Raw genomic sequence first — 12,518 nt, forward strand, 5'->3', positions numbered from 1 at the left:
TCCGGGTGATGGTGGTCGACGACCACCCGATGTGGCGGGAGGGCGTGGCCCGGGACCTCACCGAGGCCGGGCACGTGGTGGTGGCGACCACGGGGGAGGGGCGCCAGGCGGTGCGGGTGGCCGCGGCGGCCCGCCCCGACGTGGTCGTGCTCGACCTGCAACTGCCGGACGTCTCCGGCGTCGAGGTGGTCCAGGGGCTGCGTGCCGCCCTTCCCGAGGTGCGGGTGCTCATGCTGTCGGCCAGCGGCGAGCCGCAGAGCGTGCTGGACGCGGTCAAGGCCGGCGCCACCGGCTACCTGCTGAAGTCGGCCGCGCCGGCCGAGTTCCTGGACGCGGTGCGCCGCACGGCGGCCGGCGAGCCGGTCTTCACCCCGGGCCTGGCGGGCCTGGTGCTGGGGGAGTACCGGCGGCTGGCCGCCGCGCCGCCCGCCCCGCACGACGACGCACCCCGGCTCACCGAGCGGGAGACCGAGGTGCTGCGTCTGGTGGCGAAGGGGTTGTCGTACAAGCAGATCGCCGAGCGCCTCGGGCTCTCCCACCGGACGGTGCAGAACCACGTGCAGAACACGCTCGGCAAGCTCCAGCTGCACAACCGGGTCGAGCTGACCCGGTACGCGATCGAGCGGGGCCTGGACGGCTGAGGCTCAGGTCGCCTCCGGCGGCCGCGTCTCGTGGATGGCCAGTTCCTCCGCGGTCGCCCCGCCCCCGGCCGAGCCGGCGTCGTACGCGACGTTGTCGGTCTCCTGGTCGGTGTGCGCCCCCTCGTCCGGCTCGACCAGCCGCCCCACCTGGTGGTCGGCGACCGTGCCGAGCTGGCCGTGGTCGTAGATGGAGACCGGGGAGTGCGGGTCGGAGGTCGGGCCGGGGTCGATCACGTCGGCGTCGAGCTGGGCCTGCGCGGCGGCCTCCTCGCTGTCCGCCTCGGCCGCGATGTCCGGGTCGACCGGGCCGGCCAGCGGGTCGTCGGCGGCCCGCTCGTACTGCTCGCGCTGGAGCTTGTAGTCCAGCGACTCGCCGTCGAGCTGCTCCTCGGCGGTGGTGCCGAAGCGGTCCACGGCCACCGGGGTGCGGTCGCCGGGCAGCTGGGCCGGCTCCGGCCCGTCCGCCTCGCGTCCGGTCAGCACGTCGTCGTTGGCGGTCGAGTCGTCGTCGGCGGTGTCCGGCAGGCCCTCCGCCTCGGGGTCGGACACGGGGGTGGGGTACTCGTCGTCGCGCATGACCGGGATCTACCCACTGCGCTCGCCGGATTAACCGCAACCGGCGGGGTGGATCGGGAGAAACGGGGCAAAAAGGGGCCTCAGCTGCGGAGCCGGGCCTCGTCCTCCGCGTGCAGCACGCACCAGACGACCTTGCCGTCCGGCAGCGGCGTGCTGCCCCAGCACCGGGCCACCGTGTCGATGAGCAGCAGCCCCCGCCCTCCGGTGGAGGTGAGCGGGGCCAGCCCGGCGTACGCCGGCCGCCGGTGGGAGTGGTCCCCGACCGCCAGGTGCAGGGCGCCGTCCCGCGGCGCCACCCGGACGGTCATTGGCGTCCCGGCGTGCGCGACCACGTTGTTGACCATCTCGGTGACCGCGATGGAGGCCGGCTCGGCCAGCTCCGGCACGCCCCACCGGGCGCAGCCGTCGGCGACCACCGCCCGGGCCTCCCGGGCGGCCGCCACCACCGGGGGCAGGTCGGCGGTGAGCACCGCGGCCAGCGGCGCGTCGCGCAGCGCGGCCTGCGCCGCGTCGAGGGACCGGTGAACCGGCGCGGCGCCGCCCGGCCGGCCGGGCGGGTCCAGCACTAGCAGGCCGGCGGCGGGCCAGTCGGACGCCACCCGGTGCACCTCGTCGAGGACGTCCCGGGCCGCCGGGTCGGCGATCAGCACCCCGGACAGGTCGACGATCACCGCGCCCGGCCGCTGCCAGAGCCGGGCGAGCAGCGCGCCCCGCACGGCATCGAGCCCGGCCAGGTCCAGCACGCCGGTCAGCCGGACGACGGCGGAGGACTCGTCCGTCTCCACCAGGCAGCGCACGTCCGTCGGCATGATCGTCCCATTGTGCATGCCCGCCCCCCGACGCGCATCAGTCCGGTCCGCGGGACTCATCCGCGTTCCGTACGGGAACGTCGGCTCATGGCCGCCACGGTGCCGACGGCCGTGCCGGCCGCCGCCAGCCCGAAGGCCGCCGTCAGGCGGATCAGCTGCGCGCGCCGGCCCTGCCACCCGTCGGTCCGCTCTGCCGCCGCGTCCGCCCGGAACACGTTGCCGGTGGCGTCCAGGCGTACGCCCGGGCCGAACTGGGTGCGCGCGGCGTACCAGCCGAGCACCCGCTCGGCCAGCGCCGGGGCGAGCCGCCACTGGATCCCCATGAGCCGGGCCGCGCCCCCGGCGTACGCCTCCCGCCGTGGCCGGCGCAGCAGCCGGACGATCGTCTCGGCCACCATCTCCGGCGGGTAGACCGGTGGGGGCGGGGTCAGCTCCCGGCCGGTGTGGTTGGCGGCGTGCCGGAAGAACGGGGTGTCGATGGTGGCCGGCAGCACCGTGCAGAGCGAGATGTGGCCCCGGCCGGTCACCCGCAGCTCCTGCCGGACCGTGTCGGCCAACCCACGGATCGCGTGCTTCGTGGCGTTGTACGCCGACTGGTACGGCATGGCCACCTCGGCCAGCACCGAGGCGTTGTTGACCAGCACCCCGCCGCCGCCCGCGTCGAGCCAGGGCAGGGCCGCCCTGGTCCCGTACACGGTGCCGAGCAGGTTCACCTCGACCACCCGGCGGAACTCGATCACCGGGATCTCGTCGAAGAGCCCCACCGTGCCCACCGCCGCGTTGTTGACCCAGGCGTCGATCCGGCCGAACTCGGCCGCCGCCCGCGCCGCGAGCCGCACCACCGCCTCCGGGTCCGTCACGTCGGTCGGCACCACCAGGGCCCGCCCGCCCAACTCCCGGCAGCGGTCGGCGACCCGGTGCAGCGCCTCCTCGCTCCGGGCGGCCAGCACCACGTCGGCGCCCCGGCGGGCCAGCGCGTACCCGGTGGCCGCGCCGATGCCGCTGGAGGCGCCCGTGATCACGACCGTGGCGTCGTCGAGGCTGCGGGTGAGAGGCATTCTTCGCCCGTACCCCCGGTCCGGCCGGGTCATGCCGCCCGAGTCGCCCGGATCACGGTTGGTTTGCCGCCCGTCCGGGCAACCTGTCCGTAAGGCGACCGCGCCGCGCGCTGTCCCATCCGCGCGACGGCCCGCCGGTCCGCTCCCGATCTGCCAGGTTTCGGCGCACCGGGGCCGGGTTAATGGGACCCTCTGACCGGAGGACTCCACCGCTCGCGAGAACGCATGGAGGTGCACCATGCGCGTCGGCCTTGTGTGCGCGCACGCCGGCTCGTCCGTCGACGGTCCCACCGTCGGGACGCACCAGCACATCGCGCGGGTGGCGGCCGAGCTCGCCGCACGGGGCCACGACGTCCGGGTGTACGAGCGCCGCGACGCGCCGGGCCAGGAATCCGTCGACGTGGACGGCTACCACCTGGAGCGCGTCCCGGTCGGCCCGCCCGCCCCGCTGCCCACCGCCGAGCTGGTGCCGTACGTGACCGAGTTCGGCCGCTGGCTGGCGCAGCGATGGTCCGGCGACTGGACCCCCGAGGTGGTGCACGGGCACTACTGGGTCGGCGGGCTGGCGGCGGCACACGCCGTCCGCGAGACCGACATCCCGGTGGTGCAGACCTTCCACTCGCTCGGCGTCGAGCAGCTGCGCCACCTCGGCGGCGGGTACGACGGGCCGGGGGAGCGGATCCCGCTGGAACGGGCGCTGACCCGGGCCGTCGACATCGCGGTCGCCCAGTGCAACGACGAGGTCGACGAGCTGACCCGGATGGGACTCCAGCGCACCTCGGTGGCGATGGTGCCGACCGGGGTGGACACCGCGCAGTTCCACCCGGACGGCGAGGCGGCACCTCGCGACCAGCGGGCCCGCATCCTCTCCGTCGGCGGGCTCGCGCCCGGGCACGGCCAGGACGACCTGATCCGGGCCATGCGGCTGGTCGGCGACGCCGAGCTGGTGATCGCCGGTGGCCCGCCGGCCGAGCAGCTCGCCAACCACGCCGAGGCGCGCCGGCTGCGCGAGCTGGCCGAGCGGACCGGGGTGGGCGAGCAGGTGAAGCTGGTCGGCGCGGTCCCGCACGACCAGATGGCCACCTGGTACCGCTCCGCCGACGTGGTCGCCTGCACCCCGCACTACGCGTCGGCCGGCCGGGTGTCGCTGGAGGCGATGGCCTGCGGCGTCCCGGTGGTCGGCTACGCCATGGGCGGTATCGCCGACGCGGTGGTCGACGAGGTGACCGGCAAGCTGGTGCCGCCCGGGGACGTACGCACGCTCGGCGTCACCCTGCGCCGGATCCTCGCCGACAACGCCGGGCGGTTCGCGTACGGGCACGCCGCGGTGGACCGGGTCCGGTGCAGCTACACCTGGGAACGGACGGCCGGCGCGCTGGAGCGGCTCTACGAGCGGGTGATCGGGCGGCGGAAGCCTGCCGAGCCGCCGGCCCCCGTCGAGGTGGCCGCCGAGCGCGGACCCGTCGAGGCGGCCTGACTCAGCGCCGGGCGCGGACGGCCGAGCCGGCCCCGATCATCGCGGGCTCCCGGTCCCGCGCCACCGCGTGGTGGTGCTGCGGCTCGGCGTAGCGGGTCAGGCCGACCACGGCGGCCAGCGTGGCCAGGAAGCCGAGCCCGGCCAGCCACTCCCTGCCCGGCCAGATCCGGTCGTCGAGCAGCAGCAGGCCGACGATCGCCGCGGGCACCGCCCCGGCGGCGTCCATGGCGGCCACCGCGGCCGTGGTCGAGCCGCGCTGCATGGCCAGGCCGAGCAGGAGTTGGCCCACCACCGAGTGGGCGATCAGCAGGTAGAGCAGCGGGTCACGGACGAACGCCTCCGCCGAGTCGGCCGAGGCGAGCGGCCGGGCCGCAACCGCGGCGGCGGAGAACGCCATCCCGGCCAGCGAGCCCAGCACCACGGAGCCGGGCGCGCCGTGCAGCCGGACGGCGAAGAAGCCGAGCACCGCGATCACCCCGAGCGCCACCGCCAGGCCGACCAGCCCGGCGGTGCCGAGCTGCCGGGACGGCGCCGGCTGGGCGGCCAGCACCAGCGCGGTGATCCCGCCGAACAGGAGCACCAGCAGCGCCACCTCGGCGGCCGGCAGGCGCCACTTGAGCACCAGCACGCCGAGTACGGCGGTCACCCCCAGCCCGGCCGCCACGCTCGCCTGGACCAGGAACAGCGGCAGGTCGCGGCGGGCCAGGAAGGCCAGCACGAAGCCGACGACCTGGCAGGAGAGCCCGACCAGGTAGGTCCGGTGACTGGCCAGCCGGATCAGCAGCCCGGGATCGAAGGTGTGGTGCACGGTGGTGCGCGCCGCGGCCACCGACTGGAGGAGGTTGGCGAAGCCGTACGCGACGATCATCGCCGCCAGGAAGCACCAACCGGAGGAGACCACCTGGCGAGGATAGAGGCTACCGGTGGGTCAGCGCGCGGCTGGCCGGCCGAGCCGGGCCAGGATGTCGTCGTGCAGCGGGCCGTTGCTGGCGATGGCGCTGAGGTCACCCGCGCCGTCGCCGGCCAGGGCCGGCCGGCCGGCCAGGTCGGTGAACGTGCCGCCGGCCTCGGTGACGATCGGGACCAGCGCCGCGACGTCCCAGAGCGACAGCTCCGGCTCCACCATCACGTCCAGCGCCCCCTCGGCCAGCAGCATGTAGCCGTAGAAGTCGCCGTACGCCCGGCTGCGCCAGGCGTCCCGCATGATCTGGAGCACCGGCTCCAGCCGGCCGGCTTCCTCCCAGCCGGTGAGCGAGGAGTAGCAGAAGCTGGCGTCGGCCAGGGTGGTCACCCCGGAGACCCGGATCGGGGCGCCGGAGGCCAGGTCGGGGCCGGCGAAGGCGCCCGCGCCGCGGGCCGCCCACCAGCGCCGGCCGAGCGCCGGGGCGGACACCAGGCCGAGCACGGCCCGGTCGCCCTCCAGCAGCGCGATGAGGGTGGCCCAGACGGGTACGCCCCGGACGAAGTTCTTGGTGCCGTCGATCGGGTCGACGATCCACCGCCGCCCGTCCGGGCCGGTGGCCGGCTGCTCGCCGTACTCCTCGCCGAGCAGGCCGTCGCCGGGACGGTGGGTGGCCAGCAGGGACCGGATCTCCCGCTCGACGGCGGTGTCCGCGTCGGAGACCGGGGTCAGGTCGGGCTTCGACTCCACCCGCAGGTCCAGGGCGCGGAACCGGGCCGTGGAGAGGGCGTCGGCGGCGTCCGCGAGCCGGTGGGCGAGGGCGAGGTCGTCGGCGTACCCGGTCATGGTCGACACGGTAGCGACGCCCGCCCGGCCGCGACCGGCGGGTGGCCGGGGTTCCGCCGGTCAGGAACCGGCGAGCGGGTCGCCGGGGTTCCGCTCGGGCTCGCGCGGATCGCCCTCGCCGCTGCGGGAGGCCAGCAGCCGCCGGTACGAGGCCAGCCGGCGCGGGTCGGCCTTGCCGGCGGCCACCCAGGCGTCCAGCGCGCAGTCCGCCTCCTCGGCGGTGTGCTGGCAGTTGGCCGGGCAGTCGACCGTCGCCTCCACGAGGTCGGGGAAGCCGTGCAGCAGGCTCTCCCCGGAGACGTGCGCCAGCCCGAAGCTGCGTACCCCCGGGGTGTCGATGATCCAGCCGGGGTCGCTGTCGGCCTCGGGGAGTGGGGGCAGCCGGAGCGCCACGGCGCTGGTCGAGGTGTGCCGGCCCCGGCCGATCGCGCTGACCGTGCCGACCGCCCGGTCGGCCGCCGGGACGAGGCGGTTGACCAGCGTCGACTTGCCCACCCCGGAGTGCCCCACCAGGACCGAGATCCGCCCAGCGAGCAGCGCGCGCAGCGCGGCCAGGTCGGAGTCCGGCCGGATCAGCACGTACGGCAGCTCCAGCTCGGTGTAGTAGCCGATCACCGCCTCGGGGCCGGCCAGGTCGGCCTTGGTCAGGCAGAGCAGCGGCTCGATGTCGGCGTCGTACGCGGCCACCAGGCAGCGGTCGATGAACCCGGTGCGCGGCGGCGGGTCGGCCAGCGCGCTGACGATCACGAGCTGGTCGGCGTTCGCGACGACCACCCGTTCCAGCCGCCCCTCGGCCGTGGTGGCGTCGTCCTCGGCGGTGCGCCGCAGCACCGAGCGGCGCTCGGCGATCCGGACGATCCGGGCCAGCGCGCCGGGTGCGCCGGAGGTGTCGCCGACCAGGCCCACCCGGTCGCCCACCACCACCGACTTGCGGCCCAGCTCGCGCGCCCGCATGGCGGTGACGGTCGGGTCGTCCGGCCCGGCGTCGGGGAACACGCAGGTGTAGCGCCCCCGGTCGACGGCGACCACGAACCCGTCGACGGCGTCCTCGTGGCGGGGCCGGGTGCGCGTACGTGGGCGCGACGACTTGCCGGGTCGGACCCGTACGTCGTCCTCGTCGTACTCCCGCCGCCTGGTCGCCAGGACGTCCCCCCGTCGTCAGCTCTTGCCGGTCACCATCCCCGACCATAGTGCCGGGAACTCCGGCATGGTCTTCGAGGTGCACGACACGTCGTCGACCTCGATGCCGGGCACGGCCAGCCCGGCCACCGCCGCGGCGTGCGCCATCCGGTGGTCGTCGTACGTCCGGAACGTCCCGCCGCGCAGCGGGCGGGGCCGGATCTCCAGCCCGTCGGCGGTCTCGGTGAGGTCCGCGCCCAGCGCGGCGAACTCCTTCGCCAGCGCGGCGACCCGGTCGGTCTCGTGCCCGCGGATGTGCCCGACGCCGGTCAGCCGGGACGGGGAGTCGGCGAGCATGGCCAGCGCGGTCAGCACCGGGGTCAGCTCGCCGACGTCGGAGAGGTCGGCGTCCAGCCCGCGGACGGTCCCGGTGCCCCGCACGGTCAGCCCGGCGGTGCCCAACGTCACCTCGCCACCCATGCGGTGCAGCAGCCCGCGCAGCTGCTCGACCGGCTGGAGGCTGCTGCGCGGCCAGCCCTGGAGGGTGACCTCACCGCCGGTGACCAGGGCGGCGGCGAAGAACGGCGCCGCGCCGGAGAGGTCCGGCTCGATCTCCCAGCCGCGCCCGGTCAGCGGGCCGGGCTCGACCGTCCAGACGTCGGGGGTGGTGTCGTCGACCGCGGCCCCGGCGGCGCGCAGCATCTGCACGGTCATCCGCAGGTGCGGCGCGGACGGCACGGGCGGCCCCTCGTGCCGGACCACCACGCCCCGGTCGAAGCGGGGCCCGGCCAGCAGCAGCCCGGAGACGAGCTGGCTGGAGGCGGACGCGTCGATGACCACCTCGCCGCCGGTGACCCGGCCGGCGCCGAGGACGACCAGCGGGAGGCTGCCGGCCGGCGGGGCGTCGATGCGGACGCCGAGGGAGCGCAGCGCGCCGATCAGCGGGCCGAGCGGGCGGGTCCGGGCGTGCGGGTCGCCGTCGAAGGTGACCCGGCCCTCGGCCAGGCCGGCCACCGGCGGCAGGAACCGCATCACCGTGCCGGCCAGGCCGACGTCGACGTGCGCGGGGCCGACCAGCGGATGCGGCCGGACCAGCCAGCGGTCGTCGTCGGAGACCGACATGTGCGCGCCCAGCTGCCGCAGGCCGCCGGCCATCAACTCGGTGTCCCGGGCCCGCAGCGGCCGGTCGAGCGTCGACGGGCCGCTGGCCAGCGCGCCGAGCACCAGGGCCCGGGCGGTCATCGACTTGGAGCCGGGCAGGCGCAGCGTCGCGGCGACCGGGTCGCTCGCGGTCGGCGCGGTCCACGGCTGCGGCGGCCGGGTCGCGGTCAGATTCCCCACGCTCACATTCTGCCAACTCCACGGGCCGGTGGAACCGCGCGTCTCGCCTGCTCCCGGTTGGCGGGACAGCCGGAACGCCGGCGGCGGGTTAGCGTTGGCGCCATGTGCGGGAGGTACGCGACGACCCGGAGCGCGGGTGACCTGAGCGCGCTGTTCGAGTCGTCCGACTCCACCGGCGGGGTCGGGCCGGACTACAACGTCGCCCCGACCGATCCCGTGCCGCTGGTCCGGCTGGCCCCGGAGGGGCACCGGCTGCTCTCGGTCGGCCGCTGGGGGCTGGTCCCGCACTGGTCGCGCACCGCCGCGGGCGCCGCCCGCATGATCAACGCGCGGGCGGAGACGGTCGCCACCAGCCGGGCGTACGCCCCGTCGTTCGCCCGCCGGCGCTGCCTGGTCCCGGCCGACGGCTGGTACGAGTGGGTCCGGCAGGCCGACGGCCGGCGCCAGCCCTACTTCATGACCCCCCGCGACGGTTCGGTGCTGGCCTTCGCCGGCATCTGGTCGGCCTGGGAGGCCGCCGGCGAGGCCCGGCTCACCTTCAGCGTGCTCACCACGGCGGCGGTCGGCGAACTGGCCGAGGTGCACGACCGGATGCCGCTGCTGCTGCCCCGGGAGCGCTGGGCGTCCTGGCTCGGCCCGACCGCCGAGCCCGCCGCGCTGCTCGTGCCGCCCGCCCCGGACTGGCTCGCCGGGCTGGAGATCCGGCCGGTCTCGCCGGCGGTCGGCGACGTCCGCAACGACGGCCCGGAGCTGACCGCCCGGGTCCCGCTGGCGCGTGCGGAGGCCGACACGGAAATGACGCTGTTCTGATCACGCTCAGCACATTGTCGTGTGCTGATTTGCCGGGGTTGCGCCTGAAACGTCGCCCGGCCGTTTAGCCATGTTTACCGAAGACCCTTGTCCCCGCCTACGCGAGTGCGATAGAACACAGCGCCGGTGTTGGGCGTCTGTTCGCACGGGGCGGATGACACCCATCGATCTTCCATGATCATTTGCCGGTCCCACGGGGGAGGTGGGTGTATTGACACGGGCACGTATGCCCCGCCCGCACGAGGTGGCCGCCGCGCGGCGAGATCCGCGACTGCTGCGGGCCCTGCGCGAGCGGCGCCAGGACGAGGCGTGGCGGACCAGAGGAACCTGCCAGAGCGTGGATCCGGAGACGTTCTTTCCGGCACCCAACGAACCGGCCGACGCGGCCGTGGCGCTCTGCCGAAGCTGCGACGTCCAGGGGTCCTGCCTCGCCTGGGCCCTGGAGGTGGGCGACTGCCACGGCGTCTGGGGCGGCACCACGCCCCGCGAGCGGCGGGCCATGCTCGTCGCCTGGCGCAGCGAGGTGCAACCGGACCCGGACGCGGTCGACGAGGCCGGCCCGCCGGTCCGTGACCGCCTGCTCACCCTGGTGCCGTCGGGCTGATATTCGTTCCGCCGTCGCCCGCGTCCCCGCCATCGGGCACGCGGGCGACGGCATTTCTCCACCTGACGGCCGGCGCGGCACCGCCCGCACGCAGAATGGGCCGGTGCGGCACAGCGACGAGATCGGAACACCCCGCGGACCGGCCCGCGTCCACACCGACCTGCCGGCGGCCGGCGGGGCCACCGTGCTGGTGCTCGGCCACGGGGCGGGCGGCGACGTGGACGCCCCGGACCTCGTGGCGGTCCGGGACGAGCTGGTCGGCGCCGGGGCGGGCGTGATCCGGGTGACCCAGCCGTACCGGGTGGCCGGCCGGCGCGCCCCCGCCCCGGCGGGGCACCTCGACGAGGCGTGGACGGCGGTGCTGGCCGAACTCCGGTCCCGCCACCCCGAGGCGGCCCGCTGGCTGGTCGGTGGCCGGTCCAGCGGCGCCCGGGTCGCCTGCCGCACCGCGCACACCGTCGGCGCGGCCGGGATCGTCGCACTGGCCTTCCCGCTGCACCCGCCGGGCCGCCCGGAACGGTCGCGGGCCGAGGAGCTGCGTACCGGCCTGCCCACGCTGGTGGTCAACGGTGACCGGGACCCGTTCGGGGTGCCCGAGCCCGGCCCCGGCGTCGAGGTGGTGACCCGGCCGGGGGAGCGGCACGACCTCCGCGGCGACCCGGCGGGCACGGCCGCCGTCGTCCGCGACTGGCTGCGTGGCCGCGGCTGGCTCCCGACCTGACCTCGGTGGATGCGACACGCGGCGGCGCGGGGTCGGCGTGACCGTCGGTGGCGGAGGGTCGTTGCTACGGATGGTGTCGGGCGTCCGGTTCGGGCGTCCGGGGCCACCCTCCCAGGCCCTTCCTGGTCCCAGCGTCGGTCGCGGCCGAGGCCGGGACCAGGAACGGGTGGGCGGTGACGGAATGTCCCGCCCTACGGCGCGCGTTACTACCTTCGGATGACATTTCCAGCCGAGGGGGGTGGCCGGTGCCGACCGAGACACGGAGCCGGGAGCGGGACGAACGGGACGCGCGGCAGCTGAGGCAGCTGCTCGACGCGCCGGAGTGGCCCGCGGGGGCGACGGCCGTGAGCACCGGCACACAGTCCGGAAGTGAATCTGCCGACAGGTGGGTACGCGTATCCTCGGCGAGAAAGCATCCGACGCGAGGGGACGTGCGGTTGACGACCGAGAAGACGGACGAGCGCAGGGCCCGCTTCGAGCGGGACGCGATGCCCTTCGTCGATCAGCTCTACGCTGCCGGGCTGCGGATGACGCGCAACCCGGCGGATGCCGAGGACCTGGTCCAGGAGACGTACCTGAAGGCGTACGCCGCCTTCCACCAGTTCGAGCAGGGCACCAACCTGAAGGCCTGGTTGTACCGGATCCTGACGAACACCTACATCAACTCCTACCGGAAGCGGCAGCGCCAGCCGGTGCAGGCGCCCACGGACGAGATCACCGACTGGCAGCTCGCCGAGGCTGAGTCGCACACGTCCAGCGGGCTGCGCTCGGCCGAGACCGAGGCGCTGGACCGGCTGCCGGACAGCGATGTCAAGGAGGCCCTCCAGCAGTTGCCGGAGGAGTTCCGCCTGGCCGTCTACCTGACCGATGTCGAGGGCTTCTCCTACAAGGAGGTCGCCGACATCATGGGCACGCCGATCGGCACCGTGATGTCCCGGCTGCACCGCGGCCGTCGTAATCTGCGGAAGCTGCTCGAGCAGTACGCGGCGGAGCGGGGTTTCAGCGCCGCGCCGTCGAAGGGTTCGACCGCCGCCGCCGGCCGGGAGGTGTGACCGTGAGCTGTGGAGAGCCGCACGAGACGGACTGCCGCGAGGTGCTGGCGGAGGTCTACCTCTACCTGGATCTGGAATGCGGCGAGGAGCGGCGCGTCCTGATCCGCACCCACCTCGAGGAGTGTGGGCCCTGCCTGCGCGAGTACGGCATCGAGCAGGAGGTGAAGGCGCTGGTTGCCCGCTGCTGCGGCAACGAGACCGCGCCCGAGAAGCTGCGTGAGCGGCTGCGCCTGCGCCTGGCCGAGCTGGTGGTCTTCGAGACCACCGAGTCCCGCGAGCTGGCCGACTGACGGCAGCGGGAACGAGCTGAAGACACCGGTGGCCCGGGTCCTCGTGGACCCGGGCCACCGGTGTGTCCGGCCCTGAAGGGCCGGCGCCTCGCTGATCCGAAATCAGGAGTTGGGGCGCTTGCCGTGGTTGGCGCCGCTCTTCTTCCGGGCCTTCTTCTTGCGGGCCTTCTTCGCCATGCTCTGCCTCCTTGTGCTGGTCACGGTCCGGCCGCGGGCGAGCGCGGCGGAGGTCGCGTACGGTTCCCGGGCGCCGGGAACCGACGGCGCTGATGC

Annotated in this window: 14 protein-coding genes and 1 pseudogene; 7 read left to right on the forward strand and 8 right to left on the reverse strand. The window is 75.2% G+C overall.

Annotation, left to right across the window (positions count from 1 at the left end):
- The first annotated feature begins 8 nt into the window (after positions 1 to 8).
- On the forward strand, positions 9 to 641 hold the full coding sequence (locus tag IEY96_RS16150) for a response regulator (protein WP_189195746.1): 633 nt from the start codon (positions 9 to 11) through the stop codon (positions 639 to 641).
- A 3-nt stretch (positions 642 to 644) separates the two neighbouring features.
- Here IEY96_RS16150 and IEY96_RS16155 read toward each other — a convergent pair whose 3' ends face one another.
- The 3 genes from IEY96_RS16155 to IEY96_RS16165 all read right to left on the reverse strand — a co-directional run bounded on the left by IEY96_RS16155 (position 645) and on the right by IEY96_RS16165 (position 3,084).
- Positions 645 to 1,217: a DUF5709 domain-containing protein gene (locus IEY96_RS16155; protein WP_189195613.1), complete on the reverse strand. Its 573-nt coding sequence runs from the start codon at positions 1,215 to 1,217 to the stop codon at positions 645 to 647.
- Between the two features lie 80 nt (positions 1,218 to 1,297).
- Positions 1,298 to 2,026 carry an ATP-binding protein gene (locus tag IEY96_RS16160; RefSeq protein WP_229791615.1) on the reverse strand — a complete coding sequence of 243 codons (729 nt, stop codon included), beginning with the start codon at positions 2,024 to 2,026 and terminating at the stop codon, positions 1,298 to 1,300.
- Between the two features lie 56 nt (positions 2,027 to 2,082).
- Positions 2,083 to 3,084, reverse strand: coding sequence for an SDR family oxidoreductase (locus tag IEY96_RS16165; protein WP_189195615.1), 1,002 nt, complete (start codon positions 3,082 to 3,084; stop codon positions 2,083 to 2,085).
- A 238-nt stretch (positions 3,085 to 3,322) separates the two neighbouring features.
- Here IEY96_RS16165 and IEY96_RS16170 point away from each other — a divergent pair, with 238 nt between their 5' ends.
- Entirely contained in the window at positions 3,323 to 4,561 is a 1,239-nt protein-coding gene (locus IEY96_RS16170; protein WP_189195616.1) for a glycosyltransferase, read from the forward strand.
- On the opposite strand, the pseudogene IEY96_RS16175 reads toward IEY96_RS16170, so the two are convergent.
- The 4 genes and pseudogenes from IEY96_RS16175 to aroA all read right to left on the reverse strand — a co-directional run bounded on the left by IEY96_RS16175 (position 4,471) and on the right by aroA (position 8,768).
- Positions 4,471 to 5,429: pseudogene (locus IEY96_RS16175) on the reverse strand (hypothetical protein). The gene IEY96_RS16170 and the pseudogene IEY96_RS16175 overlap by 91 nt on opposite strands.
- 60 nt (positions 5,430 to 5,489) lie before the next feature.
- Positions 5,490 to 6,308, reverse strand: coding sequence for a histidinol-phosphatase (hisN, locus tag IEY96_RS16180; protein ID WP_189195617.1), 819 nt, complete (start codon positions 6,306 to 6,308; stop codon positions 5,490 to 5,492).
- A gap of 60 nt (positions 6,309 to 6,368) precedes the next feature.
- Positions 6,369 to 7,304, reverse strand: a complete 936-nt coding sequence (gene rsgA, locus IEY96_RS16185) for a ribosome small subunit-dependent GTPase A (protein ID WP_229791626.1) — start codon at positions 7,302 to 7,304, stop codon at positions 6,369 to 6,371.
- 162 nt (positions 7,305 to 7,466) lie between these two features.
- Positions 7,467 to 8,768 carry a 3-phosphoshikimate 1-carboxyvinyltransferase gene (gene aroA / locus IEY96_RS16190; RefSeq protein ID WP_189195619.1) on the reverse strand — a complete coding sequence of 434 codons (1,302 nt, stop codon included), beginning with the start codon at positions 8,766 to 8,768 and terminating at the stop codon, positions 7,467 to 7,469.
- A 102-nt stretch (positions 8,769 to 8,870) separates the two neighbouring features.
- Here aroA and IEY96_RS16195 point away from each other — a divergent pair, with 102 nt between their 5' ends.
- The 5 genes from IEY96_RS16195 (at position 8,871) to rsrA (ending at position 12,245) form a co-directional block, all read left to right on the forward strand.
- Entirely contained in the window at positions 8,871 to 9,578 is a 708-nt protein-coding gene (locus IEY96_RS16195) for an SOS response-associated peptidase (RefSeq protein ID WP_189195620.1), read from the forward strand.
- A 211-nt stretch (positions 9,579 to 9,789) separates the two neighbouring features.
- On the forward strand, positions 9,790 to 10,182 hold the full coding sequence (locus IEY96_RS16200; RefSeq protein ID WP_189195621.1) for a WhiB family transcriptional regulator: 393 nt from the start codon (positions 9,790 to 9,792) through the stop codon (positions 10,180 to 10,182).
- A gap of 103 nt (positions 10,183 to 10,285) precedes the next feature.
- Positions 10,286 to 10,903, forward strand: a complete 618-nt coding sequence (locus IEY96_RS16205; protein ID WP_189195622.1) for an alpha/beta hydrolase family protein — start codon at positions 10,286 to 10,288, stop codon at positions 10,901 to 10,903.
- Positions 10,904 to 11,148: 245 nt separating this feature from the next.
- Entirely contained in the window at positions 11,149 to 11,955 is an 807-nt protein-coding gene (locus IEY96_RS16210; RefSeq protein ID WP_308429919.1) for a sigma-70 family RNA polymerase sigma factor, read from the forward strand.
- 2 nt (positions 11,956 to 11,957) lie between these two features.
- The gene (gene rsrA, locus IEY96_RS16215) at positions 11,958 to 12,245 is read left to right on the forward strand and encodes a mycothiol system anti-sigma-R factor (RefSeq protein ID WP_189195623.1); all 288 of its coding nucleotides are present in this window, start codon (positions 11,958 to 11,960) and stop codon (positions 12,243 to 12,245) included.
- Positions 12,246 to 12,347: 102 nt separating this feature from the next.
- Here the strand turns inward: rsrA and IEY96_RS33360 are convergent, their stop codons facing one another.
- Positions 12,348 to 12,422: a 50S ribosomal protein bL37 gene (locus IEY96_RS33360; RefSeq protein ID WP_369700219.1), complete on the reverse strand. Its 75-nt coding sequence runs from the start codon at positions 12,420 to 12,422 to the stop codon at positions 12,348 to 12,350.
- Positions 12,423 to 12,518: the final 96 nt, after the last annotated feature.

It is taken from the genome of Micromonospora fulviviridis, from assembly GCF_014648395.1.
Taxonomy (GTDB): domain Bacteria; phylum Actinomycetota; class Actinomycetes; order Mycobacteriales; family Micromonosporaceae; genus Micromonospora; species Micromonospora fulviviridis.